Genomic DNA, 26,536 nt, shown 5'->3' with positions numbered 1-26,536 from the left:
CAGGGCACCCGCCAGGGCACCCGCCAGGGCACCCGCCAGGGCACCCGCCAGGGCACCCGCCAGGGCACCCGCCAGGGCACCCCGCCAGGGCACCCGCCAGGGCACCCGCAAGGGGTGCCCCTACATTGGGGCCGGCACCCGCCAGGGCACCCGCAAGGGGTGCCCCTACATTGGGGCCGGCACCCGTCCGGTAGGGGCACCCCTGGCGGGTGCCCTGGCTTTTTGTATCCGGTTTCGTATGATGCAATCGCCCTGAGCTTCGGCCCTACGCTGATTGACAATCGCGATCCGCTATGTTACCGTTTGCTGCATATGGAACACGACATCTCGCTCATTGCTAATATTGCCATTGCCATTGTGGCGGCTTTTGCCGGTGGCTTGCTCGCACGTCGTCTTGGGATGCCGACGATTGTGGGCTATCTCTTGGCTGGTATGGTGATTGGCCCGTTTACGCCTGGCTTTGTTGGTGATGTGGGCGAAATCAGCCAACTCGCTGAACTCGGCGTCATTTTTTTGATGTTCGGCGTTGGGCTGCAATTTTCGCTCAAAGATCTCTGGGCTGTGCGTCAGGTTGCGATCCCTGGTGCGATCCTGCAAATGATCACCGTCGTTGCGCTTGGCTTTGGGCTAACGCAAGCGTGGGGGTGGTCTTTTGGGGCAAGTCTTGTTTTTGGACTCTCGCTTTCGATTTCGAGTACGGTTGTCTTGATGCGTGGGCTGATGGATAACGGGTTGCTGAATACCGATGCAGGGCGCGTTGTTGTTGGCTGGACGGTACTTGAGGATCTGGCGACGGTGTTGATTCTGGTGTTGCTCCCTACGCTGGTGGTCAGTGGATCAACTGATGAGTCGTCGTGGGTCGCAGTGACAACCGCCCTGCTCAAGGCAGCGGCCTTTATTGGCTTGATGCTTTTTGTGGGGGCGCGGGTGATGCCCTGGTTGATGATTCGCATTGCGCGGACGCGCTCGCGTGAACTCTTTATCCTTGCGGCAGTTGCGGTTTCACTCGGCATTGCGTTTGGAGCAGCCACGCTCTTTGGGGTCTCGCTGGCCCTGGGGGCCTTTCTCGCCGGGGTGGTGCTCGGCGAGTCGGAGGTTGGCCTTCAGGTTGGCAATGAAGTGTTACCCTTCCGCGAGACCTTCGCGGTCATTTTTTTTGTGTCGGTTGGGATGCTCGTCAATCCGCTCTATTTGCTCAACCATGCCGGGGATGTCTTGCTTGTGACGACCTTAATTGTCGTTGGACGCGCCGTCATTGCCTTGAGCCTCGGGTTGATCTTGCCGGTTAGTGGGCGGATTGCGCTGGTGGTGGCAGCCGGGTTGAGCCAGATTGGTGAGTTTGCGTTTATTGTGGGTCAGGCCGGGGTGATGTTGGGCGTGTTGAGTCCGGAACAGTACGCACTGGTGCTTGCGGGCGCACTGCTGTCGATTATGGTTAACCCGTTGATGTTTCGTGCGGTTCCTTATGCCGAGCGCTTTTTCCAGCGGATTCCTGCGTTCTGGGCCTTGCTGGACCGCCATCCTCCCCCACCTGATCCACTGGCGAAATCGATAACTGAGCATGTGGTGGTCGTTGGTTATGGGCGGGTGGGCGAGCATATCATTAATGTGTTGAAGCACCTCGGTGTGCCTCATCTTGTGGTTGAAATTGATGCGCGACGGGCCGCCGAGTTCGAGTCGCGTGGGGTACCGACGCTCTATGGTGATGCGGCAAATTCTGAGGTATTAACGCATGCGCGCCTTGAACAGGCCCGTGCGCTTGTGGTGACGCTGCCCGACGAGGCGGCTTCGGAGATTGTTGTGGCGGCTGCGCAGGATCTGGCGCCGCATTTGCCGGTGATCGCGAGGGCGGCGACGACCTCGGGGATTGAACGGCTGACCCACCTTGGGGCCAGGGACGTCATCCATCCCGAGCTTGAAGGTGGGCTAGAAGTGATGCGCCACACGCTGTTGAGCCTGGGATACCCGGCGGGTGAGGTGCAACGTTATGCCGATGCGGTGCGGCGTGATCGCTATGATACGTCGATTTCGACGCCGGAAGAACAGCAGGTGCTTGAACAGTTGCTGCGTACGGTGCGCGGCATGGAGATTGTCTGGTTCACGGTGGGGCATACGAGTTCGCTTGTGGGCTTGAGTCTAGCCGAGGCAAATTTGCGGGCACGCACGGGGGCTTCGGTGATTGCTTTGATTCGCGCCAAGCAACTGATCGCGAATCCCAAATCAAGCACAACCTTTCAGGTTGGGGATCTTGTGGGCGTGATTGGCGATGCCGAGCAACTGAGTGCGCTTGCGCCTGTGGTGCAGGGGCAACCTGTGGCGCATAGGGTCGATGATAATGCTGACGGGGTGACGGTATGAGCATAGAATGGTCGTTGCTCATTGCGGCTGGTCTACTCATCTTAAGCATTATTGCCACGCGTGCCTCGAATCGGTTTGGCGTGCCGGGGTTGATCCTCTTTTTAACCATCGGCATTCTCGCTGGGAGCCAGGGGCCTGGGGGTATTGCGTTTGCCGATTACCAACTTGCCCAGACGGTTGGCGTGATCGCGCTGATCTATATTCTCTTTTCGGGGGGCCTCGATACCGATTGGAAGGCCATTCGGCCAGTGCTTGGGCAGGGTATGGTGTTAGCGAACCTTGGCGTGCTGCTCAGTGCGGTCATTGTCGGCTTTTTTGCGATGTGGCTGCTTGGGTTTAGCCTGCTCGAAGCCCTCTTGATTGGGGCCATTGTCTCTTCGACTGATGCGGCGGCTGTCTTTGCCGTGATGCGCGAGCGCGGCGTCAATCTCAAACATAATCTGGAGCCCTTGATTGAGCTAGAGTCAGGCTCGAACGATCCGATTGCGGTCTTTTTGACGTTGGGCTTGACCGGTTTGCTGCTCAACCCCAATGGCTCGCTGCTTGATCTGGTGCCCAGTTTTCTGCTGCAAATGAGTCTTGGTGCCCTGGGTGGCTATGGACTTGGCCGGTTAGCGGTGATGATCATTAACCGCATTCGGCTCCAGCAAGAGGGTTTGTATGTTGTCTTGACGCTCGGTCTGACGCTGATGATCTACGCGCTCGTGTCACTGATTGGGGGCAATGGCTTTCTGGCGGTCTATCTGGCTGGCATTGTCATTGGCAACTATAATCTTGTGCATAAGCGCTCGATTTTGCGTTTTCATGATGGCGTTGCCTGGCTGATGCAGATCGCGATGTTTCTGACGCTCGGGTTGCTGGTTTTTCCTGCCCAACTTATTCCGGTGGCTGGGAGTGGGTTGTTGCTGGCGCTCTTTCTCGCCTTTGTGGCGCGCCCCCTGAGTGTCTTTGCCTCGCTGATCTGGTTTCGCCGTGGCCCCGCCGAGATCCTGATGGTCTCGTGGGCGGGGTTGCGTGGGGCTGTGCCTATTGTCCTGGCGACCTTTCCCTTGCTTGCCGGGGTGCCTCACGCAGGGATGGTCTTTAACCTCGTCTTTTTCATCGTGCTTGTCTCGGTCTTGCTCCAGGGGATGACGATCAGCCATGTCGCCAGATGGCTGAAGCTCAATGCGGATCGTCCGCGCCCACCTGAGACGCAGACCTATGTGCCTGATGTGAGCCTGCGGAGTCGTATGCTTGATATTGTTGTGCCTGCCGACTCGTCGGTGGTCAACAAATCCTTGATTCAACTCGATCTGCCGCGGGGCTTGCTGGTGGTGCAGATCCAACGAGGCGAAGAGTTGTTGATTCCCAATGGTGGAACGGTGCTGCTGCCTGATGATCATCTGCTGGTGCTAGCCACGCCCGAAATGTTGCCGAGAGTTCAGGAACTGCATGCACGGGGTGAGTTGGTGCTGAAGTAGGGATGCATGGAGCGGGAAGGATGGCGCGACGATGCATAAGCGACGAATCGAACGGATGGTGACGGAGGTTGAGGCGCTGGACCTCGGTGGACTGGTGTTGACCCCTGATGCGAATCTGTACTATTTTACCGGGCTGAATTTTCATCATGGCAAACGCTTGAACCTGACGCTCATTCCGACCAGTGGTGCGTCACCATGCCTGGTTGTGCCTGCCCTGGAACAGATGCAGGCCGAGACAAACGCGGAGGTGCCTGTGCGTCTGTTTCCGTGGGCTGACCAGGATGGGCCATTGGCGGCGCTTGCGGCGGCAGTGACGGCAGCGTTTGGCCGTGACGCCCGTGAGTTGCGTCTGGCGATTGAGCCAGCCACGATGACGGTGATGCACCTGCGTGCGCTCGAGGCGGTGATGCCGGGGGTGGTGACGTATGATGCCACCCACCTTTTTGCTGGATTGCGGATGGTGAAGGATGCCGACGAGTTGGCTTTGATCGAACGGGCCGTGCAGATCGTCGAGACGGCCCTGCAGCGCGTGCTGGCGCAGATCAAGCCGGGCATGACCGAGCGCGCTCTGTCGCGGATCTGCACCGATGCCATTATCGCCGCCGGTGCCGACGAAGAGAGTTTTGCGAATCTGATGGCCTCAGGCCCCAATGGGGCGAGTCCGCATCATTTGAACAGTGACCGCCCGTTGCAACAGGGTGAACTGATTATTATCGACTGTGGGGCACGGTATCGTGGCTATGTGTCTGATATCACCCGTACTGTGGCGCTTGGCGAGCCAACGCCCGAGGCGCGTGAGGTGTATGAGTTGGTGCGGAGGGCGAATGCTGCTGGACGAGCCGCCTGTCGCCCTGGGGTAACTGGTACAACGATTGATGCGGCCACCCGCGACGTTATTGCGCAAGCGGGGTATGGAGATTATTTCATTCACCGTACGGGCCATGGCTTTGGGCTTGAGACCCACGAGTTGCCGCAGATTGTGGCTGGGAGTGATCAGCCTCTGGTGGCGGGCACGACTTTTACGGTCGAGCCGGGGATTTATTTGCCTGGTCGGTTTGGTGTGCGGATCGAAGACGATATGGTGCTTACGGCTGATGGTGCGCGTAGCCTGACTACGTTCTCGCGGGAGTTGCTTGTGTTGTGAGGGGGGCTCACGCGAAGGCGCGAAGGCGCGAAGGGGGACTCACGCGAAGGGGTGAAGGCGCGAAGGGGGGACTCACGCCTTCGCGGCTTCGCGTGCATCAAGCCGACGCGCACTATGCTGAAGACAAGGGGTGAAGCGTATCGCCTTACGCGAGGGCGTTAAAAGAGCTACGTCATCTTCTGCTCTCTGGTATCGTTGAGCGTTTGGTTAAGGAGCGCCTGATCAGCGCGACGGCGGCGGGGAAGCTGCAACAGCAATTGGCTGCAATGTATATATAATAGAACAGAGCGATTCTTGAACGTTTTACCCACCGGAGGCTTCCCTGCCTAAAGGAAACCACTTATGAATGCAGCGCAGGTTCTTGAGTTACTGACACGGGTCAAGCCTATGCTTATGGAGCGCTATGGTGTCGTGCGTCTGGCTCTCTTCGGCTCTACCGCACGCAATGCAGCGCGCCCCAATAGCGACATTGATATTCTGGTGGCCTTCGATGGGCCTGCTACCTCGGCGCGGTACTTTGGGGTGCAGTTCTACCTGGAAGACCTGTTTGGCTGCCCAGTCGATCTGGTCACGGAAAAGGCCCTCCGGTCGGAGTTGCGACCGACGATCGAGAAGGAAGCTATTCATGTCTGATCCGGCGCACCGCCCATGGGAGTTTTACCTCGACGATATGATCGGTTTTGCCGAGTTGCCACAGTTGCGGGCGTTGAAGGGGACGTTGGTATGACCACTCCACCTTACTGTTTACTCCAGATGCGTGTGTTGAGGTTAAGATCCTCGACAATCGCTGCGGCGAGGCGAATATCTTCGAGATAGGTCTCGAATTGTTCCATCGAGAGTTGCGCATTGCCCGACCAGAGCCCGGGTGGCTCGAAGTGGTCTTTGGTGGTTGGGATGGCGATATAGATGTTGGAATTGATAAATGAGACCGCAATTGGCGTGTTGAGGCGGGTGCGAAACTCGATCAGGCGGCGCATTAGGCTTGTGGAAAGAATATAACGCGCCTCGACCTGATCGGTGGAACGCACCGAGAAGAGTTGCATAAACTCAGGATCTTCAAGCTGGACGATGCGGTCGCCCTGACCGATCAGGGTCGTGCCAAAGTTTTGCAGGGTGCGCCCGAAGTCGGCCAAGAGACCACTGCCGCCACTTGGCATGACGATCGTTTGGCCGAGAAAATCCTTATGAAAATCGCCAATGAAGAAGATACCCTTGAAAATGGTGTGGTAGGTTGTGGTCGTATTGCCCTTCGAGTCGGTTGTCGTCTGCTTGTACTCGGCGTGAACTTCGGAAAAGCGGATATCCGTTGCGCCGACCATCCCATAAAAGAGATCTTCGCGGTTGTAGCGGTCGATGTCGCGGGTATACAACTGGCTGGCACGGAACTCATCACGCGAGATGCCCTGGCCCGGGGCGTACAGCAGTGACTCGTCAACGAGCTTGACGAGGCGGGTGATGACATTGTCTTTGAAGGAGCGGCGATAGTTCTGAAACGCTCCATTCATAAGCGCATTCCAGGCAACAACGGCAAGGGCAATGAGGCCGAAGGCAAGGAAGAAGAAGAAGCTTGTTGGCACGATGATCAGACTAAGGAGGAGCAGGATGGCGGTGCCGCCAAACAAGCCTAGCCCTACGACCATCGCACGCTGACGGATATTGCGCCGTTGCTGCTCTAGCTCAGTTGCTATAGGTTGCAACTCGCGTTCGTAGAGTGATGCAAGGGTTGTTGCACGATCAGTCATGGCCTTTACCTCTGAAACATGCTCTGCACATCAACATTGCGGCGCTCGGCTTCGGCGGCCACAAAGAGCGTGCGCGGCTGCATCCCGATCATGCCGGCAATGATATTGGTCGGCACCATCTGGACGGCATTATTGTAGTCGGTGACCGCGGCATTGTAGGCTCGCCGTGAAGCCGAGATCTGCTCTTCGGTCTCGTTCAGGCTTGCCTGAAGTTGCAAGAAGTTCTGACTGGATTTCAGATCGGGATAATTCTCAACAGACACCATCAAACGCCCAATTGCGCCACTGATCTGATTCTCGGTTGCGACGCGTTGTTCAGGGGTAATATCGCCGGCCATCGCTCGCGTGCGCAACTCGGTCAATTCAGTCAGCAACGCACGTTCGTGGCCCATGTAGGTTTGCACGGTCGCGATCAAGTTCGGGATCAGGTCGTAGCGTTTTTTGAGCATCACGTCAATACTGGCGAAGGCCTGATCAACCTGGTTGCGTTTGCCAATCAGACTGTTGTAGAGCACCAGGAACGTGACAGCACCGGCCACGACGATGATGATCAAGAAGATAAAGATGAGAGATCCGCCCATGATGAAATTCTCCTTATGTACAAGGCGATGTACTAATACAACGAACATTGTGCGGGAAATGTTGCACCACAGGGCAGAGCGTATGCTCTGCCCTGTGGTGCATTGTGCGTTTTGCTGAAGTGACAACCACTTTGCTAGCTCACGGTGAGCCAGCGTACCTGGTATGGTTCCAGGGTACATGTTGAGCCGGTGAGGGTCATGGGCGTGCCGCTGCTCTGCCCTGTGGTGCATTGTGCGTTTTGCTGAAGTGACAACCACTTTGCTAGCTCACGGTGAGCCAGCGTACCTGGTATGGTTCCAGGGTACATGTTGAGCCGGTGAGGGTCATGGGCGTGCCGCTGCTCTGCCCTGTGGTGCATTGTGCGTTTTGCTGAAGTGACAACCACTTTGCTAGCTCACGGTGAGCCAGCGTACCTGGTATGGTTCCAGGGTACATGTTGTGCCAGTTGGCAGGGTGATCTGCCGGGTTGTGGCGCTGACATTGTGAAGACAGAGGATGCGCTGGCTGCCGTCGGGTGCGTGGCGTTCGACGGCGAAGATGGCGGGGTCGAGATCGTGGATCTGCTGGCTGCCGTTGGGGTGAAAGGCGGGTGCAGCGCGGCGCGTGCGGATAAGGTGAGCCATGCGGGCGAGCACTGTTCCTTCACGTCGGGTAGGATCGGCGAGCCGCGCCGTTAGTTCGGCGAGATCCCATTTTTCGCGGTTGAGTCGTCGGTGGATGCCACTGGCTTGCAAGCCGGGGTGATAGTTGCCTGACCCGACCAGGCTGTGGATGTAGACCCCGGGGACGCCCTGGAGGGCCAGCATGATCGCTTGCGAGGCGATGAAGCGGTCGATTTTGCGGGTCATCGGTTCGTCGCTCGCCGGGTCAGAGAGCGCATCAAACCAGGTGCTATTGATCTCGTAGGGACTCTGCGAGCCGTCAGGGTTGGATTTGTACGAGACACGCCCACCGTGGCTCTCGATCTGGCCACAGAGCGCCCCGATCTCGGCCTGACTCAAGATGCCGGTGGCAGGCACCACGCCGATGCCGTCGTGCGAAGCGAGGAAGTTGAAGAAGGTTGTCGTTGACGATGGTAGGCTTAACCCAGCGGCCCAACCGCTGAGTTGACGGGCGTCGCCGGTTGCGAAGCTATGCAGCACCAGGGGGGCCAGAGGGAACTGGTAGACAAGCTGGGCCTCGTTGCTACCGTCGCCGAAATAGCTGACATTATCGGCATGGGGCACGTTGGTCTCGGTGATCAGCAGCACATCGGGGGCGACGTGATCGAGGATCGCCCGCCAGAGTTGGACGACCTGATGCGTCTGGGGGAGATGGATGCACCGCGTGCCGACCTCCTTCCACAAATAACCGATCGCATCAAGCCGGATCAAACTGGCGCCCTTGGCGACATACTCCAGCAGCACGGCGGTCATCTCGAGCAAGAGCTCGGGATTGGCAAAATTGAGATCGATCTGGTCGGCACTGAAGGTTGTCCAGATATGTCGCACCCCTGTCGGCGTCTTGAAGGGCGTGAGGAGCGGCGAGACACGGGGGCGGGTGACCTGGCGGAGATCGGTGTTGGGATCGAGGCTGAGAAAACGTTCTTCGGCACCGGGTACGCCTGCGAGCAGATCGCGAAACCAGGTGCTACTGGCCGAAATATGATTGACCACAGCATCGAACATCAGGCGATACCTGGCCCGTAACGCCTCAATGTCGTCCCAGGTGCCGAGGGCAGGGTCAACGGCCGTATAGTCAACCACCGAAAAGCCATCGTCAGAGGTGTAGGGATAGAAGGGCAGGAGGTGAACGCCACTGACAATAGCGGCAAAAGGGCCGTCCAGTGCCGAGGCCAGGCTCTGCAACGGCGTGTGGTCTGGCTTGCGGAACTGATCGCCGTAGGTAATCAGAATGATATCATCGGCGGTCAGGCGTTCATCGGCCGGGCGGGCGGGGCTGTGTTGGGGGCAGCGGATGGCATAGGCCTGAAGCATGGTCAGCAAGCGCTGACTGGTTAACTGGCCCACGTCTGCCCCGTAGAGTGAGGCGAGCAGCGCCTCGATCCGGTTCTGGGAGGTCTCACGCATCGTTGCTTTACCCTTCCTGACGCGGTTCAGCTTCACTTTCGATCCCGCGTAGACGGCGATACTCTGGGATGTCCACCATAGCTGGGCGCTCGTGGTCACGAATTTCGCGGAGTTCGAGGTGGAAGCCGCCGTCGTCGCGCTGGGTAATCAGCTTCATGGTTTGATTGACTGGCTCAAGCAGGCTGACACGCTGGCGCTGTTCCATGCGTTGAATGACCACCTGGGTGATTGCAAAGGCCATCTTCGAGAGCGAGACCAGTGTTTGATTGCGATGCACCCGTTCGAGCAGGTCAACCTGGGCCAGCGCACCGAGGCCATACTGTTCGAGGAGATCGATCAGCATCCCGGTTTCAACGCCATAGCCGGTAAAGAAGGGAATCTGCTCGAGGGCGGTGCGCCGTCCGGCATACTCACCCGACAGAGGTTGCAGCATGCCCGAGAGCTCGGGGTAGAAGAGATTGAGGAGTGGGCGTGCAGTCAACTCAGTCACGCGTCCACCGCCGCTGGCGGTCAACTGATCGCCAAACTGGAGCGGGCGGCGATAAAAGCCCTTGCTATAGACGAGGCGGCGATCGCGGAGCAGAGGGCCAAGCACGCCGAAGACAAACCGGGGATGGAAATTCTTGATATCGGTATCGCACCAGGCAATCAGATCACCATTGAGTACATAGAGACTCTTCCAGAGCGCCTCGCCCTTGCCGACAAAAGACCCATACTGGGGCAAAATCTCTTGATGGACATAGACAGGAACGCCGAGGCTAGCGGCGATCTCGCGGGTACGATCATCAGAGCCACTATCAATCAAGACCAGTTCGTCAAGGATGGGGGTATTGGTGACGAGTTGAGCTTGCAACTGCTCGATAATTGGCCCGATCGTCTCTTCTTCATTGAGCGTTGGCAGGGCCAGACTAATCGTCACCCCCTGCTGTTGCTTGAGCGCGAGCAAGCGTTGCAGATCTTCAAACTCAGAGGAGCTAAAAGTGTTTTCGGCGAACCAGCGATCGACGGTTGCCGAGAGATCGCGATGCTGCTGCCAGATCTGCTGGGCGCGTTCTTCGGCCTGGGCCATCCGGTGGCGAACGAGGACGACGGTGCTATCAGCGTGGCGCAAAATCCGGTCGGCAAGGGGGCCAAGCGGGGCTTCGGGATCGCCCTGACGTCCTGTAACCCCGAGCACAATCGCCTGATGGTCAGGGGCCTCAGAAAGGATCGCCTGTTCGGCGGGAATCGTGCGTTCGAGCCAGCGCGTGACCCGCGGCATCGTACGGAGGGCCTGGAGGCTCTCGCGCACAGCGACATTATCGGGCATACGCGGATTTGCGGCATAGAGCACACTGATCGCGGCCTCGTGCTGTTCAGCCAGGGCCAGCGCGACCTCGCAGGCCAGCGGCGTATGGGGGCCACCGCGTACCGGCAAGAGCACGCGACGCCAGCGCTCGCCATCTTGCAGACGGATCACCACCACATCGCAGGGCGGTTCACGCAACAGCGTATCAATTGGTGGTCCAAAGAGACGTTCCGACGAAGACTGATCGGCCTGCCAGCCGAGCAAAATCATTCCAGCGGCCTGTTCTTTGGCGGCAGTACGAATGCCCTCGGTCAGATCGTGGGCCACCATAATCATCGTACTGACCGGAACCCCCGAGGCATTCAAGTCACGGAGGGTATCATAGCCAGCGCGGATGCGACGGGTTTCGAGCATCCCATCGCTCAACGGTTGACCTTCGGGAACCTGGGCAATGCCGAGGATAATCACACGCCCATTGTGATGATGGGCGAGGGCCGCAGCGGTTGGCAACAGCACCTGAACCTTATCAGGGTCACGGGCTGGCATGAGCACCACAAAATCACCATTCCCATTGTGTATCTGAGTCATAATTTCCTCTCGCCGTAGTTAGTAGTCTGTAACGTACGTTGCTTGATATGCTTGCACCCTTGTCAGGCTGAGCGCAGCGAAGCATCTCTGCCGTCTGAATGCCTGAGACCCTTGGCTGCGCTCAGGGTGACACAATCCCAGAAAACGTACGTTACAAACTAGTTAGGGTTGTGACCACAGTTGCCTAGTGACGGGCTTACCCATCAGCAAGCAAGGGCGCAATCTCACGGTGAAAGATTGCCTCCCAGGTATAGTGTGTCCGCACACGCTGTTTGAGGGCGGTGCGTGGATCGGCGGCAAACACGGACGCCATACGCCTGGCGATCTGGTCTGGTGGTTCATCAAGCTGGAAATAGGTGGCGGCATTGCCAGCGGTCGCCCGCAGGGGCGGAATATCGCTACAGAAGATGGGCAGATTGACCAGACCAGCTTCGAGTATGGGGATGCCGAAACCCTCGTAGCGACTCGGAAAGAGGAGCCCGTCGGCCAGACGAAAGAGATCCGCGACCATCGCGTCGGAAACGGGCAGCGGCTGCCCTGCCGCATCGGTATAGGCTTCATAGAGAAAGGCAACGTTGGCCCCAGAGGCTTCGCGGACGGCGAATAATTCAGCGAGGTAGGCGGCATTAGCCGGGTTATGTGGCCCTGGTGGCCCGGTGATGACCAGGTGTGGCGCATACCCATAGGCTTGCAAACTTCCGGTAAGCGTGATCGCCAGTTCAATATTTTTGCGCCTGGTGATCCGTGCAGGCAAGAGCAAAAGCGGATTGGCGTTGAGGAGGCCGAGGCGGTCGACCAGATCCATCGTCGTTGGCCCGAGATGAAGCATCGCTGCCAGGTCGACCCCGGGGGTGACGACCGTCACTTCGGCGGGATCAAGGCCAAGCAGACCTGCCAGCATCCCCCGTCGATCTTCCGAGACCACAACATAACGCACCCCCGGCCATGGCTGACGCAAGAGATCCCATGGATAGCCAGGGTGAAGGTCGGACATATAGAGGGGATCGAGCCAGGCAAAATCGTGACACCAGGCGAGCATGGGGGGCAGGAGACCGCTGTGGTGCAGACGGTGCAGCGCAGCGGTAAAAGCGAGATTTTTGTGCAGACTGAGCACATTATGGACAATCAGGGCCTTGACACCGAGGAGGGCTTCGGCGAGGCGGGTACTCAACTGATCAACCAGGGCCTCAAAGGTCGCGCTGACCTGGCCTTGCGCCAACTCACGGGCAATTGTTTCAAGCAACGCCCCACGTGAGGCAAGCTCAGGGATGGTCACCTGGGTAAGGCTGGAACCAGTCGCATCACCTTTGCCTGTAAGCATGCGCACGGCATATCCGTTGGCGGCTAGCACCCGTGCATGGGCGGCCATGGTTATTTCGACCCCACCAACATAAGGCGGACCAGCGTAGTGCAAGATAGCCACCGTCTCCACTAGATTTCCCCTCGACTCATACGGATCGCCAGATCAATATAACATGATGCGGACCAGCCAAACATCGGAGCCGCTTTGGGCGGCGGTTCACCAGTCAGTGGATGGTAATACTCATAAATATCGCTTTGCCCCATCACCAGCCGCAGCGTGCGTTCAGCGAGCGTCTGGGCCAGATCGCGGTAGCCGGTACGTTGCAGGGCCTCGACAAAGATGTAGTTGATATTGATCCAGACGGGGCCACGCCACATCTGGTTGGGGTTGAAGTGAGGATCGCTGATTGCCACCGTCGGCAATGGATGCGGTGTCCAGAAAGTTCCCACATCGCGGAGATGAGCGACCAACCGCTCATTGATCGCCGGACTCATCTGCCCTGTCCAGAGGGGATAGAGGCTAAAAGGGGTCATCACCTGGATAGGCTGATGGTGATGGTGTGACCAGAAGAGCCCGCGTTGGGCATCATAAAAATGCTCGATCATCCGATGGGCCAGGGCGGCGGAACGATGTTTCCACAGCTCGGCCTCACGGTTGCGCCCGAGCAGGCGAGCCATTTTTCCTAAAGCTTCCATCTGTAAACAAAGATATGTATTCAGATCGACAGCTTCAACGGGCATACCATAATCCCAGAGCGGACTATCATCGAGGCCAGAAGAGAAGGGATGGGAATACTGCACAATGCCATCGGCATCATCGTCATTGAGGCCAAACCACCATGAATTCCAGCGCACCAGCGGATCATAGATCTCGCGGAGCATCGCCATATCGCCGGTCTGGGCATAGACCAGCATGGCGACCCAGGCGGCAATAGGGGGTTTGGTCACCGCTGCGGCGACGGGCACCTCGAGTTGCGTGATCGTCCCCTCATCGTAGACTGCATCGGGGATCATACCATCGGGCAACTGATGGTCGAGCATAAACTGAATCTGATCGCTCGCGAGGCGGGGATCGGTATAGCGAAAGGCCAGGGCGTGAAAATAGTTATCCCACTGCCATGCACCGACATAGTGAGCCTTGCTGGGGGCGACACTCTCACGGCGAAAATAGCCATACGGCGCGAGGATATTGTTCCCGAGCACCCACCATGCATAGTAGTACTGTGAACGATAAGGTTCATCAACCGAGGGCACGGCATCAAACCAGCGGTGCCAGCGGGACTCAGCGGCGGCGAGCGCCGTACGAAACGGGACAACGGTACGGTCGAGTTCCATCCCGGGTTGAATATGCAGCGTAATGGCCGTATCGGCGTCGCCCCGAGCCGTTAAAATAACATCGTAGCCACTCCCATTATGTTCCACCTGATTGAGCACCAATTCGCCATTGGTTGAATAGGCGCAGTTGCGTACCGTTTTGAACTCACCGCCGTAGGCATCTGGCCGAGCGAGATCGGGTGAGACAGTAAAGCGAATCCCACTAGCGATTCCATTGGGGAGCCCAAAGCTCACCGTCTGATGATCTTGAAACACAAGCCGGAACTCACCGATCGGGGTCTGAAAGACAAGCGCGTGGGGATAGGTTGTCACCTCGAAGCGCACCGTGCGTCCCTCGGCATCAACCAAGCGCAGATTGGAGATAAAAGGCGGTCGCGCGCGATACGAAGAGAGGCCGGGGGTCAGGGCGGTCAGGCGTTCGGCCAGTTTCAGATAGAGCGTATCGGCAACGCGGCGTTCTTGATAGATCAGTAACCGTGAGCCTCGATCGCTAAAAGGGATCTTTTGAAGCCGAATGCGGTTTTCCAGGGCAAGCAGATACGGCGAGGCCGGAACATACACAAGCGCTCCTCCATGATGTGAGGTACACGTTGGGCACCGAGGCCCATGGTTGCACCGAGGCTTCAGGGGTTAGCGTTATTGTACCATGCGCGCCGCGCATGGTGGTTGGGGCGAAAGATGCCAGCCAAGCTGGCATCTTTCGCCCCAACCATCTTAGCGCTCAGGTTCCTTTTGGCTGAGGCCGAGGCGAGCGGTAAGGTGGGGGAGAGCGGCGCGGGCTTCGTCGAGGGCAAAGTTGTTGACGTGGTGCGCGAGGGTTTGAAATTCGGGGAGGTTGCTGAGGCCAGGGATACTCTCGCCGAGCGCAGCAAGGTATTTGCGGGCGGCGAAGTTGCCGCTGCTGAGTAGAGCCGCTAATTGTTCGAATTGTTGTTGGGCAAGGGCACGGGTCTGATCATCGAGGAGCGGCACAGGTTGTTCACGTGTCTCCACCTCCTCTTGTTCTTGGGGGAAGAGGGTTGGCAAGAGGTTTTTGAGGCGCGTGCAGGTCTGTTGCAGAGCCTTCAGATCCAGTGGTTCGTTGGGGGTGGTTTTGAGGGCCTGTTCAACTCGATCAGCCTCGGTGGACAATTCGGTTGCCCCGATGGTGCCGGCAACGCCTTTCAGGGTGTGTGCAATGCGCCGCGCCTCGTCGGGTTTATTGGCGGTGAGGGCCTCCTTGATGCGTTCGACATCATTGCCATGCTCAACCAGAAAGCTCTGGATGAGTTGCCGATAGAGTTTGGTTTTGCCCCCTAGGCGCTGAATTGAACGTTTGATGGCGAGGCCTTCAAGTGTCTCTGGGAGGGCTTGGTTTGCCTCGGGCGGGTCGGCTTCCGTGCGTGCTGATTGGGGCAACATCGCTTTTCCTGTTATGATCGCTGGTGGTGGATCCGGTTCTTCATCAGGGCATACCCAGCGGAGCAAGGTTTGAAAGAGTTGCTGGCTTGCAATCGGCTTGCTGATGTAATCGTTCATGCCAGCGGCCAGACAGCGGTCGCGGTCGCCACTGATAGCGTGGGCGGTCAGGGCGATAATCGGAAGATCGCGCAACGCCGCGTCTTCGCGAATCGTACGGGTTGCCTCGAAGCCATCCATAACGGGCATCTGCACATCCATCAAGACGGCATCGTAGCGCCCTGGATCGTCGCCGAGCAACATCTCGACTGCCTGGCGGCCATGCCGGGCCACGGCAACCTCGATGCCCACTTCGGCGAGTAATTCAACCGCGACTTGTTGATTGAAGGGACTGTCTTCGGCCAGGAGGATGCGGCGGCCCATCAGGTAGTTACGATAGGTTTCGATCGTGGTAGCCCCGGCTGTTTGGTCGTGGTGAAGGTTCAGGTTGTCAGGCTGATCAAAGAGCTCGAGGATGGCATGGTAGAGCGAGGCCTCGTTGATCGGTTTGGTGAGGAAGGCACCGATGCCAACTTCTGCCGAGCGGCGCATAATTGTTTCGCGGCCATAGGCAGTGACCATAATGATGAGGGGTAGCGCACGATCAGCAAGTTTGCGCTGGATCTGGGTTGTTGCTTCAATGCCATCGAGCCCTGGCATACGCCAGTCCATCAGCACCAGCGCAAAGGGATCATCGGCGGGCGTTGCTTCGAGTTGGGCGAGGGCCTCGTCGCCTGAGGCAGCCGTTGTTACCCGGAAGCGAAACATTGCGAGCATCTCTTGCAAGAGTTCACGGGCATGCGCATTGTCGTCAACGACCAGCGCTTTGCGTCCGTGCAACGTGGCGGGCAATTCAAAACCGGGATGAGGCTGCATCTGTGCATCGGCGAGCGTGCAGGCCATGGTAAAAGTAAACGTGCTGCCCTGGCCTGACGTGCTCGTGACCTCAATGGTTCCACCCATCATCGTCACCAGCGAGCGCGAGATCGCGAGGCCGAGCCCGGTACCACCAAAGCGGCGGGTCATTGAGCCATCGGCCTGCATAAAGGGCACAAAGAGCCGGGTAAGCTGATCGGCAGACATCCCGATACCGGTATCCTGAACCGTGAACCGCAGCAAAACATGGTCGTCATGATGTTCGACCATGTGTGCACGCACATTGACTTCACCGGTCTCGGTAAACTTGATCGCATTGCCGACCAGATTGATCAGCACCTGTTCGAGGCGGAAGGCATCGCCGACAAACATCCTGGGCATTGTACGGTCAAGGTGAAGGCACAATTCGATGCCCTTGAGGGCGGCTCGTTCGGCGAGCATATTCGAGACATTGTTGAGCGTTTCGGCCAGCACAAACGGGGCTTGTTCAAGCTCTAGCTTGCCTGCCTCGATCTTCGAAAAATCGAGAATATCGTTAATTGTTCTGAGCAGTGTCTGCGACGCAAAACGACTCTTCACGAGGTAATCAGACTGTTTGGGGGTAAGTTCGGTTTTGAGCGCCAGTTCCAGGAAGCCAATGATCGCATTGAGGGGGGTACGAATCTCGTGGCTCATATTGGCGAGAAACTCAGACTTGGCGACACTGGCGGCCTCGGCACGTACGGCCAGTTCATTGGCCCGGGCGATGGCATCTTTGAGTTGTTCGTTTGCCACCTTCTCGCGCATAAACTGTTCGTGACGGGCCAGCGTGGCGGCAAAATTATCAGCGGCGAGCCCCAGCAGGGCATACTCGGTGTTGGTAAAGACACGCTCGCGGCGCGTATCATCAAACCCAAGAAACCCGATCAAGGCACCATCAACCATCATTGGCTGCATAAGCAGCGCCTTGATCTGCTGCATCGCAAGGAGTTCATAGGCGCTCAGCATCTCGGGTGGAATTTGATCAAGGCTTCCCAGGGCGAGCATCTCACCACGTTGGAACCGTTCGATCAGCCCCGGAAAGACGTCAAACGGGGTACTCTGCAGATCGGCGATCTGAGGAGTAACGCCTTCGGCACACCATTCATAGATATTTGACCAGGTTTTATTCGTAAAATCGTTACTGAAAATATACGCTCGTTGGGCCGACATAAATTCGCCGAGGATCGCGAGGCAGGCGTTGATGCCTTCGTCAATCGTATCAATGCGCAGATTGGCATTGGCGGTTGCGAGTTTTGCCGCTGCCGCGTGAAAGCGACTTGTTTCAAGGAGATGTTGTTCTTGCGCTTTGCGTGCCGAAATATCGGTGTCAGTCCCACGATAGCCAAGCAGTTCACCATCCGGGTCGAGCATCGGTAAGGCATTGGTGGCAACCCAGATATGGTGTCCATCTTTAGCAACAACGGCATTGACGAGATCGACAAAGGCCTCGCGGCGGTCAAAGGCCGCGAACACCTCGGTTTTGAAGCGCTCACGTTCCTCGGCTGGGTGCAGGTCGTAGAAATACTTCTTGCCGATAATCTCATCTGGATGATAGCCAAAGACCTCTTCGGCGACCGGGCTGAAAAAGCGGAAGCATCCGGTTGGGTCAACTTCCCAGGTGACCGTGCGACTCTGGCGGGCCAGTTGATCGAGGCGTTCTATGCTCTCCTGGATGGTACGCGTTCGATCTTCCACGAGATGTTCGAGTTCTGAGCGGACATCAACAATCAAGAGGTTGAAATCGTCAACTAACGCCTTGATCTCATGGCGGGCCTTGATCTCCACCTGTGATGGCATTGGCTCATGGCGCAGGGCACGGACTGCTCTGGAAAAATGAATGATTGGTTGCGAAATACGTCGATTGGCGAGCAGCATTGCCCCAATGACCAGAATAAGTGACCCGCCCAGAATCCAGTGCCCGATCATCTCGTTGCGCCGAATCGGGGCATAGAGTTCGGCGGTATCAATTTTGACGACCATGCCCCAGTTGAGCGAGGGAAGATACCGCCAAACGGCAAGCGTCTCCTCGTTGCGATAGTCTGGATAGATACCGCTGCCCTGCGCACCCCGCAAGGCTTCACGAAGGGGCAGAAACGCTGCTTCATCGATCGCCTGATTGGGCAAGTCCGGGTTATGGCGGGGCGGTACCGTGATGATCATACGCGCTTGGTCATAGGCCCCCATCAGGATCTCGCCCGTTGTCCCGAGCCCGGCGAAGCGATTGACGATCGCATAGAGTTCCTTCGGCTCGATTTGCAAGACGACATTGCCGACAATGACGCCATCCTGGAAGATCGGGGCAGCGAGGAACGCGGCGGGGGCATTGCTGGGCGCATAGAAACTAAAATCAGAGACTTCGGTCTGCAAGAGGGTATTGGCGGCATCAATCGTACGGGCCAATTCGGTCGGCCCGAGCATTTCATCGTAGATATTCTGGCCCAGATCGGCCTCGGCCTTGAGCGAATAGCGGATCGTCCCGCCCTGATCAATGAGCAGCAGGTCGTAGTAGCCCTTCTCGGCAATGAAGGTTTTCAGGTAGGCGATGAGTTCATAAGATGGGTAGATGATACCTGGGGGGGCAGCGAACAACGGAGGAAGGTCGGGCAAGCGCGCAAGGGTCGTGGTATCCTGGATCATCCTCAGCACATAGCTTTCGATGCGCATATGGTCTGCATCAGCACGTTCAGCAAGGGCGTCACGCTCTTTTTGTTGCATCGCGTTGCTGAAGGCTTGATTGATGACGACCGAACCAATCAGGACTGGCACAAGGGCAATTATCAGAAAGATCAGACCGAGTTCGGTGGCAATGGATTTGAGTTTGATCATGGTTCGGCCTCGATAATGGTTGGGAAGGTTGCCGGATTCTGCCAATGGCCTTTCCAGCGGGTATGAAGATCGGTGAGGAAAGCTTCCCAGCGTTCGACCGAGCGATAGGCTGGATAGGGCAACGGACGCACAGGCTTGGTCGAACTCCAGACGATCTCAAACTGACCATCAGGCTGGATCTGCCCGATCCGCACCGTACGCCAGAGGTGCTGGCTTATTGGGTCAACGCTGATCGCACCCTGGGGGGCCTCAAGCGAGAGACCGTCCAGGGCATTGCGCACCTGGTTGAATTCCAGGCTGCCTGCCTGCTCAACCGCAGCGGCCCAGAGCTTGACCCCAAGATAGGCTGCCTCCATCGGGTCGCTGATCACTGCATCGGCACCATAGCGGGACTGATAGGCCTGGACAAACGCCGCATTGATTGGTCCAGCGAGGCTCTGAAAATAGCCCCATGCGGCATAGTCACCAGCGAACGCAGCGGTGCCCATCGTCGCGAGTTCAGTTTCCGCAATGCTGAACGAAATCGTAGGAATATCTTGTGGTGTAATGCCCTTGGCGCGGAGGGCCTGGAAAAAGGCGACATTGCTGTCGCCGTTGAGGGTGTTCAGAATGACCTGCGGGCGACTCCGCACAAGCGCCTCGACGGCGCCGGCGACTTCGGTACTGCCCAGCAGCACATACTGTTCACCGACGATCTCGCCACGCAGCGAGCGAATCTGGTCTTTCATCATCGCATTGGCTGCGTGGGGGAAAATATAGTCCGAGCCGATCAAGAAGAAGCGTTGACCGAGGTTGTCCATGGCCCATTTGACGGCGGGAAAGATCTGCTGATTGGGGGCGGCCCCGGTATAGATAATGTTTGGTGAAGCCTCGATCCCCTCGGACTGGACTGGATAGAAGAGCAGGTGCTGATACTGCTCAACGATTGGCTTGACCGTTTTGCGCGACGCCGACGTCCAGCAGCCGAAGATCACGGCCACTTGCTCGTTGACAATCAATGCTTCGGCCTCACGCGCAAAGATGTCGCTCTGAGATGCACCGTCGCGGATAACTGGCTCGATCCTGCGGCCAAGCACGCCCCCCTGGGCATTGAGTTCTTCAATGGCAAGCAGCGTAGCCTGGCTCACGCTCTGTTCACTGATGGCCATCGTACCAGTCAGGGAATGGAGGATGCCAACCTTGATTGGCTCGGCGGAGCGTGTAGGGCTGAACTGGCATCCCCAGCCTGAGGTCGTCACAAGCAAGAAGCACAGGAAGATCAACGTTGTTCTGAATGGTGTACACCTGATCTCGTTCATGGTCTGATACTTTATGCCCTCACGTGCTGTTGTGGGGCAGCACCCGAGAGACAGCACAATTCCGTCCGGAGTTTTTTGCCTGATACATCGCTTGATCGGCCAGTTGGAGCATGGCCTGATGGTTGATGGTCTGGCCTGGCTCGGTGGAGACAACGCCTACACTGATCGTAAGATAGGGTGCGACACGCGAAAAGGCATGGTCCATGCGTTGTTCGGCAACGGCCTGACGCATGCGCTCGGCGATATGCTTAGCCTGTTCACACGCAGTATCGGGCAAGATAATGACAAACTCTTCGCCGCCATAGCGAGCAAGGAAATCACCAGCCCGGCGTAGTGAAGAACCCAGGATCGTTGCCACCTGTTGCAAGCACTGATCGCCGGCGAGGTGGCCGTAGTTATCATTGTAGCCCTTGAATTCATCAATATCGAGCAGGATCAATGACAAAGGCTGTCTTTTTCGTGCGGCACGACGCCATTCGAGATCGAGCACTTCGTCAAACCGACGGCGGTTGAAGATTCCCGTCAGGCCATCACGGCTAGAGAGGTTCTGCAAGATATCGGTTTTGCGCTTTAATTCGCTGTGGGTGCGCACACGGGCTTTGACAATGGGGAGGTGAAAGGGCTTGGTAATATAGTCAACCGCCCCTGCTTCGAGCCCACGCGCTTCATCTTCTTCTGCATCCATCGCAGTGATAAAGATGATTGGAATGCCACTGGTCGCCGGATTCTCTTTCAGTTGGCGACAGACTTCGTAACCGTCCATCACGGGCATCATAATATCCAGCAAGATCAGATCGGGCGGATTGGCATCAACCATCTGGAGGGCCTGAACCCCGGTAGTGGCAACGAAGAGATCATACTCATCCTGAAGCGCATCACCAAGAATGACAAGATTCGCTGGTGTGTCGTCAACGAGGAGGATCTTCTGTCGCGGTGCGGGTTGTTGTTCCATCTGAACGTCCTTACACGCCGGTTTGGGCGCAAGCAGACCTTATTGCTGGTTGACCAGTTCCTCAAAGACGCGGTACGGTTGGGCACCGCGCACCAGTTGCCCATTGATAACAAAATTTGGTGTTGAGTTAATGCCAAGCGCCAGCGCGGCCTGCATTTCATTCAAGACCGCTTTTTCGCTTTCGGGGTCATCGAGACAAGCCCGGAAGGTGGCGCCGTCGAGCCCCAGTTGATCGGCAAATTCGCCGAACACAACCCGATCACGTTGGGGAACCCCGCCCCATTCTTGCTGATGACTGCTAAACAGACGCTCGTACATGGGGAAAAACTGGCCCTGATCAGCGGCGCAATTTGCCGCGACCGCAGCGACGAGCGCTGATGGGTGGATCGTGGTCAGCGGCAGATCGCGGACAACCAGGCGAACTTTGCCCGTTTCGACCAGTTCGCTCAAAATCTGTGGGCGCGTCTCTTGGAAAAAGCGTTGACAGAAGGTGCATTCAAAGTCGGTAAACTCTACGATCAACACGGGCGCATTGGGATCGCCAAGCGCACGGGGGTCGTCATCACGAAGATCAAAGATCTCGGTCAAGGCTGGGCGTGGTGTTGGTGTTGGCCCGGGTGGCAAGGGGGGGATGGTGGGGGGCCGATTGAGGGCCACGCTCGTTTGGCGTAGCTCGGTGGTGCCCCCCGAGGTTTCTGGCGGGGCGTAACTGCCACACGCGGTCAGCACAAAGACGAGCAACATCCAGCAAGAAAAACGCTTCACAAACTCTACTCCTTCGCTATCGTTCGACGCGATCACCAACATTATACTCTTTCACCTGTACCATACATCCAGATCTTGTTAGGGTACGTAGAGAAGAGTGCAGCCTATATAACGCAATCTGGTGAAGTCTGAGCGTGTGGTATTTGTATGACCGATCTGTGGTCATATCCTGCTATGCGCTGCATTCAAAAGGAGCAATGCATGCGACGGAGTGTCTTGTCGGTAGCAGTTGTGATGATTACCGCGCTGGTGGTCGGTCTATTTGCTGCTTCCACCCCGAGTCGGGCCCAGGCGAATGCGCGGGTCAACATCCTTCATCTCGCCCCCTTTGCCGCAACCATTGATGATACGGCAGTGACGGTAGTGGTCAATGGCGCAACGCTTGCCAGTGATTTCAAGTACAAGGATGCCCCGCTGACCGCGACGTTGCCCCCTGGTGATTACACGGTAGAGGTCTTTGCGGGAACCGATCTCACGGTTGCCCCGGCGATTACGGCAACGGTGACTCTTGCGGCCGGGGTTGATTATACGGTCTTTGCTGGTGGTGATGGAACCAACATTCCGCTCGGTCTCTTCCCTCTGGTTGATGATAATAGCGTGCCTGCGGCTCCGAATGCGAATGTACGCGTGGTTCATGCGGCGCCGTTCGCTGCTCAGGCCGCGACCGCAGTTGATGTTCGCAATGCAACAACCGATGAAGTAATTGGTGGTCTCACAGGGGTGGAATTTGGGGTTGCCAGTGGCTATCTCCCTATCCCCGGCGCTACCGATATTCCGGTCAAGGTTGTGCCTTCGAGCGATCCTACGGCTGATCCGCCCCTCATTGGCCCGGCGACCTTGAATGTTCCGCCCCAGTCAATCACGACAATCTTTGCCATTGGGACAGGCACGGCAACGTACCCTGCCGAGTTCTTCTTCCTGGGTGGTGCGCAGCGTGTCCCTGCGCAGGTTCGCTTGGCGCACCTGGCCCCGTTTGCGGGTGGCCGTGCGGCGGTGAATGTGGTTGTGCCGGGCGATACGCCGTTGACCCTGGTCAATGATTTTGGGTTCGGCGATACGACTGATTATGTGCCCCTGCCTGATGGCACCTACCCGATCAATGTGGTCATTCCGAGTGCGCCGCGTGCGCTGGCCGATACCGTAGCGATTTCGGGGTCGGTGACGCTTTCGCCCGGCATGCGTTACACGGCGATGGCAATTGGTGGGGCCAATGGCTTTGATCCCGAACTGGTGCTCTTGAACGATCCGATCACGCCACCAATCACTGACACGGCGCGTGTCCGGATCTACCACGCGGCCCCGTTTGCGCCTGGTGACGGTGCGAATGTCTCGATCCGCACGCAGGATGGCGCGGTCGTCGGCGGGTTGGCCAATGTGCCGTACAAGGGCACGGCAACGCTGGAATTGCCTGCTGGTGTGTATGATCTGATCATTGCCACGCCGGATGGCGCAACGACGCTGCTTGACATCCCGGCGTTTGTGCTGACCGCAGGCGACGACATCACCGTCTTTGCGGTTGGTGATGGCGTCAATCAGGATGTAGGGCTTGTTGTGTTGCCACGCGATGGCATTGTGCCCCCGGCAGAAGTGCGTCTGGCGCATCTGGCCCCGTTTGCGGGTGGCCGTGCGGCGGTGAATGTGGTCGTGCCGACGGTTCCGCCGGTGACCCTGGCGAGTGACTTTGGCTTTGGCGAGACGACTGGCTTCCTCCAATTGCCGGGTGGCACGTATCCGATCAATGTGGTCATTCCGAGTGCGCCGCGTGCGCTGGCCGATACCGTGGCGATTTCGGGGTCGGTGACGCTTGCGCCGGGGATGCGCTACACGGCGATGGCAATTGGCGGGGCCAATGGCTTCGCGCCGGAGTTGGTGCTCTTGAACGATCCAACTGACCCGCCTGCCGCTGGTACGGCGCGGGTGCGCATCTACCACGCGGCCCCGTTTGCGCCTGGTGACGGTGCGAACGTCTCGATCCGCTTGCAGGACGGTACCGTCGTGCCGGGGTTGGCCAATGTGCCGTACAAGGGCACGGCAACGCTGGAACTGCCTGCTGGCGTGTACGACCTGATCATTGCCACGCCGGATGGGTCAACGACGCTGCTTGATATCCCGGCGTTTGTGCTGGCCGCAGGTGATGATATCACCGTCTTTGCGGTTGGTGATGGCGTCAATCAGGATGTAGGGCTTGTTGTGTTGCCACGCGATGGCATTGTGCCCCCGGCAGAAGTGCGTCTGGCGCATCTGGCCCCGTTTGCGGGTGGCCGTGCGGCGGTGAATGTGGTCGTGCCGACGGTTCCGCCGGTGACCCTGGCGAGTGACTTTGGCTTTGGCGAGACGACTGGCTTCCTCCAATTGCCGGGTGGCACGTATCCGATCAATGTGGTCATTCCGAGTGCGCCGCGTGCGCTGGCCGATACCGTGGCGATTTCGGGGTCGGTGACGCTTGCGCCGGGGATGCGCTACACGGCGATGGCAATTGGCGGGGCCAATGGCTTCGCGCCGGAGTTGGTGCTCTTGAACGATCCAACTGACCCGCCTGCCGCTGGTACGGCGCGTGTCCGGATCTACCACGCTGCCCCGTTTGCGCCTGGTGACGGTGCGAACGTCTCGATCCGCTTGCAGGACGGTACCGTCGTGCCGGGGTTGGGCAATGTGCCGTACAAGGGCACCGCCACCTTCCCGCTGCCTCCTGGGACGTATGACCTGATCATTGCGACCCCAGATGGCGCGACGACGCTGCTCGATCTGCCACCGTTTACGCTGGTGGCGGGCGACGACATCACCGTCTTTGCGGTTGGTGATGGGGTCAATCAGGACGTGGGCACGGTTGTGCTCGGTCTCCCCGAGGCAGAGCGCTTTAGGGTTTACCTGCCCTTTGTTGCCAACTAAGCGCCGTAGGCGCAACAATGAATGGTTGGAACGCGCAAACGCCAGCAATGCTGGCGTTTGCGCGTTCCAGAAAGAGCTACCATGAAGATTGGCAGCCAAAAATACGATATGCTATACTGGCGGGCGTATGTGGCCTGGTGCCGCAAAACAAGACGCATTATAGAGCGGAGGAAGTATGTCCACGCTGATCGAAGAGATCATCGCCCGTGAAGTTCTAGACTCGCGCGGCAATCCGACGGTTGAGGTTGATGTTCGCCTGGAGAGTGGTGATGTCGGGCGGGCGATTGTGCCGAGTGGGGCTTCAACCGGCGCTCACGAAGCCTTGGAACTGCGCGATGGCGATAAGTCGCGTTACGGCGGCAAGGGTGTGTTGAAAGCAGTTCGTGCGGTCAATGAAGACATTGCCGAGGCCCTGGTTGGCTTTGATGCGGCTGATCAGATCGGGATTGACAAGGAGTTGATCACGTTTGACGGGACGCCGAACAAGAGCAAGCTTGGCGCCAATGCGATCCTTGGGGTTTCGCTGGCCTGTGCTAAAGCGGCTGCGGCAGCTTTTGGCCTCCCACTCTATCGGTATCTCGGTGGTGCCCACGCGCATATTTTGCCTGTGCCGATGCTCAACATTATGAATGGTGGGCAGCACGCCTCGAACAGCACCGATTTCCAGGAATTTATGGTCATGCCGGTTGGTGCCGAGACCTTCAGCGACGCGCTGCGCTGGGGTTCCGAGATCTATCAGACCCTCAAGAAGGTGCTGCACGACCGTGGGTTGAGCACGACAGTCGGTGATGAGGGTGGTTTCGCCCCAAGCCTGCCAAATAACGAGGCGCCCTTGCAGGTGATTATGGAGGCCATCGAGAAGGCGGGCTATCGCCCCGGCGAGCAGGTCATGCTCGCGATGGATCCGGCCTGTACCGAGATCTACGAGGATGGCAAGTATCACCTCAAACGTGACGGCAAGGTGCTGACCACCGAAGAGATGGTTGATTACTGGGCCGATATCGCCAATCGTTACCCGCTGATTTCGCTCGAAGACGGTCTGCACGAAGACGACTGGGAGGGCTGGAAGCTCTTGCGGCAGAAGATCGGCCACAAAGTGCAACTCGTCGGCGACGATTTCCTGGTGACCAACGTGAGCCGCTTGCAGCGGGCGATTGATGAGAATGCCGCCAACTCGATCCTGATCAAGCTGAACCAGATCGGGAGCTTGACCGAGACGCTGGCGGCGATCCAACTGGCGCAGCGTCACGCGATGACGGCGGTTGTCTCGCACCGCTCAGGCGAGAGCGAGGATGTCACGATTGCCGACCTGGTAGTCGCCACCAACGCCGGCCAGATCAAGACCGGAGCACCGGCCCGTACCGACCGGATCGCCAAGTACAACCAGTTGCTTCGCATCGAAGAGGAGCTTGGTGGTGCCGCGAAGTATGCCGGCAAAGCGGCCTTCCATGTGAAGTTCTGAGCGTATTTATTTGACGCAAAGGCGCGAAGGCGCAAAGGTTTAAATACCTTTGCGCCTTCGCGCCTTTGCGTCAACACAGGTCAGCCTTTATGCGCTGGTTTAACGTGGCTGGCCCTTGCCGCCCCACTCGCGATGTTGG

16 protein-coding genes are annotated in these 26,536 nt (G+C 57.9%); 6 read left to right on the top strand and 10 right to left on the bottom strand.

The genetic code is table 11. From position 1 onward, the window contains the following. Positions 1-222 precede the first annotated feature (222 nt). The 4 genes from A9Q02_RS09610 (at position 223) to A9Q02_RS09595 (ending at position 5,598) form a co-directional block, all read left to right on the top strand. Positions 223-2,358: a monovalent cation:proton antiporter family protein gene (locus A9Q02_RS09610; RefSeq protein ID WP_245860482.1), complete on the top strand. Its 2,136-nt coding sequence runs from the start codon at positions 223-225 to the stop codon at positions 2,356-2,358. Next, positions 2,355-3,821, top strand: a complete 1,467-nt coding sequence (locus A9Q02_RS09605) for a potassium/proton antiporter (protein WP_097652364.1) — start codon at positions 2,355-2,357, stop codon at positions 3,819-3,821. The genes A9Q02_RS09610 and A9Q02_RS09605 overlap by 4 nt, the downstream gene beginning before the upstream one ends. Positions 3,822-3,852: 31 nt before the next feature. Beyond that, positions 3,853-4,965, top strand: a complete 1,113-nt coding sequence (locus tag A9Q02_RS09600; RefSeq protein ID WP_097652362.1) for a M24 family metallopeptidase — start codon at positions 3,853-3,855, stop codon at positions 4,963-4,965. A gap of 342 nt (positions 4,966-5,307) precedes the next feature. Then, entirely contained in the window at positions 5,308-5,598 is a 291-nt protein-coding gene (locus tag A9Q02_RS09595) for a nucleotidyltransferase family protein (protein WP_097652360.1), read from the top strand. A 104-nt stretch (positions 5,599-5,702) separates the two neighbouring features. On the opposite strand, the gene A9Q02_RS09590 is transcribed toward A9Q02_RS09595, so the two are convergent. From A9Q02_RS09590 to A9Q02_RS09545, 10 genes are all read right to left on the bottom strand, one after another. Continuing rightward, positions 5,703-6,707 (bottom strand): DUF3137 domain-containing protein, encoded by a 1,005-nt coding sequence (locus tag A9Q02_RS09590; RefSeq protein WP_097652358.1) that lies wholly within the window; start codon positions 6,705-6,707, stop codon positions 5,703-5,705. Between the two features lie 5 nt (positions 6,708-6,712). Then, complete coding sequence (locus tag A9Q02_RS09585) at positions 6,713-7,288, bottom strand: LemA family protein (protein ID WP_097652356.1); 576 nt, start codon at positions 7,286-7,288, stop codon at positions 6,713-6,715. A 390-nt stretch (positions 7,289-7,678) separates the two neighbouring features. Then, positions 7,679-9,358, bottom strand: coding sequence for a sugar phosphorylase (locus A9Q02_RS09580; RefSeq protein WP_216361490.1), 1,680 nt, complete (start codon positions 9,356-9,358; stop codon positions 7,679-7,681). A gap of 7 nt (positions 9,359-9,365) precedes the next feature. Continuing rightward, on the bottom strand, positions 9,366-11,234 hold the full coding sequence (locus tag A9Q02_RS09575; RefSeq protein ID WP_097652354.1) for a glucosyl-3-phosphoglycerate synthase: 1,869 nt from the start codon (positions 11,232-11,234) through the stop codon (positions 9,366-9,368). 196 nt (positions 11,235-11,430) lie between these two features. Then, positions 11,431-12,657 carry a glycosyltransferase family 4 protein gene (locus A9Q02_RS09570; RefSeq protein ID WP_141508807.1) on the bottom strand — a complete coding sequence of 409 codons (1,227 nt, stop codon included), beginning with the start codon at positions 12,655-12,657 and terminating at the stop codon, positions 11,431-11,433. A gap of 8 nt (positions 12,658-12,665) precedes the next feature. Further along, entirely contained in the window at positions 12,666-14,432 is a 1,767-nt protein-coding gene (locus tag A9Q02_RS09565) for an amylo-alpha-1,6-glucosidase (protein ID WP_097652350.1), read from the bottom strand. A gap of 153 nt (positions 14,433-14,585) precedes the next feature. Beyond that, positions 14,586-19,031 (bottom strand): response regulator, encoded by a 4,446-nt coding sequence (locus A9Q02_RS09560; RefSeq protein WP_097652348.1) that lies wholly within the window; start codon positions 19,029-19,031, stop codon positions 14,586-14,588. Next, the gene (urtA, locus tag A9Q02_RS09555) at positions 19,028-20,329 is read right to left on the bottom strand and encodes an urea ABC transporter substrate-binding protein (RefSeq protein ID WP_097652347.1); all 1,302 of its coding nucleotides are present in this window, start codon (positions 20,327-20,329) and stop codon (positions 19,028-19,030) included. Before urtA ends, A9Q02_RS09560 begins: the two co-directional genes overlap by 4 nt. A gap of 19 nt (positions 20,330-20,348) precedes the next feature. Further along, positions 20,349-21,281 carry a diguanylate cyclase gene (locus tag A9Q02_RS09550; protein WP_097652345.1) on the bottom strand — a complete coding sequence of 311 codons (933 nt, stop codon included), beginning with the start codon at positions 21,279-21,281 and terminating at the stop codon, positions 20,349-20,351. A 39-nt stretch (positions 21,282-21,320) separates the two neighbouring features. After that, positions 21,321-22,046, bottom strand: coding sequence for a DsbA family protein (locus tag A9Q02_RS09545; protein WP_245860481.1), 726 nt, complete (start codon positions 22,044-22,046; stop codon positions 21,321-21,323). Positions 22,047-22,247: 201 nt separating this feature from the next. Between A9Q02_RS09545 and A9Q02_RS09540 the strand changes: the two genes are divergently transcribed. Both A9Q02_RS09540 and eno read left to right on the top strand, forming a co-directional pair. Beyond that, on the top strand, positions 22,248-24,935 hold the full coding sequence (locus tag A9Q02_RS09540; protein ID WP_172450836.1) for a DUF4397 domain-containing protein: 2,688 nt from the start codon (positions 22,248-22,250) through the stop codon (positions 24,933-24,935). 175 nt (positions 24,936-25,110) lie between these two features. Beyond that, a complete protein-coding gene (gene eno / locus A9Q02_RS09535) occupies positions 25,111-26,397 on the top strand; it encodes a phosphopyruvate hydratase (protein WP_097652340.1) in 1,287 nt (428 codons plus the stop codon). Positions 26,398-26,536: the final 139 nt, after the last annotated feature.

Source organism: Candidatus Chloroploca asiatica (genome assembly GCF_002532075.1).
Taxonomy (GTDB): domain Bacteria; phylum Chloroflexota; class Chloroflexia; order Chloroflexales; family Chloroflexaceae; genus Chloroploca; species Chloroploca asiatica.
This window is presented reverse-complemented; position numbering and strand designations above follow the sequence as displayed.

Excerpts from the sequence above, each read along its gene's own strand:
- A9Q02_RS09605 (WP_097652364.1), top strand. The coding sequence starts at position 2,355 with ATGAGCATAGAATGGTCGTTGCTCATTGCGGCTGGTCTACTCATCTTA.
- A9Q02_RS09600 (WP_097652362.1), top strand. The coding sequence starts at position 3,853 with ATGCATAAGCGACGAATCGAACGGATGGTGACGGAGGTTGAGGCGCTG.
- A9Q02_RS09595 (WP_097652360.1), top strand. The coding sequence starts at position 5,308 with ATGAATGCAGCGCAGGTTCTTGAGTTACTGACACGGGTCAAGCCTATG.
- A9Q02_RS09590 (WP_097652358.1), bottom strand. The coding sequence starts at position 6,707 with ATGACTGATCGTGCAACAACCCTTGCATCACTCTACGAACGCGAGTTG.
- A9Q02_RS09585 (WP_097652356.1), bottom strand. The coding sequence starts at position 7,288 with ATGGGCGGATCTCTCATCTTTATCTTCTTGATCATCATCGTCGTGGCC.
- A9Q02_RS09580 (WP_216361490.1), bottom strand. The coding sequence starts at position 9,358 with ATGCGTGAGACCTCCCAGAACCGGATCGAGGCGCTGCTCGCCTCACTC.
- A9Q02_RS09575 (WP_097652354.1), bottom strand. The coding sequence starts at position 11,234 with ATGACTCAGATACACAATGGGAATGGTGATTTTGTGGTGCTCATGCCA.
- A9Q02_RS09560 (WP_097652348.1), bottom strand. The coding sequence starts at position 19,031 with ATGATCAAACTCAAATCCATTGCCACCGAACTCGGTCTGATCTTTCTG.
- urtA (WP_097652347.1), bottom strand. The coding sequence starts at position 20,329 with ATGAACGAGATCAGGTGTACACCATTCAGAACAACGTTGATCTTCCTG.
- A9Q02_RS09550 (WP_097652345.1), bottom strand. The coding sequence starts at position 21,281 with ATGGAACAACAACCCGCACCGCGACAGAAGATCCTCCTCGTTGACGAC.
- A9Q02_RS09540 (WP_172450836.1), top strand. The coding sequence starts at position 22,248 with ATGCGACGGAGTGTCTTGTCGGTAGCAGTTGTGATGATTACCGCGCTG.
- eno (WP_097652340.1), top strand. The coding sequence starts at position 25,111 with ATGTCCACGCTGATCGAAGAGATCATCGCCCGTGAAGTTCTAGACTCG.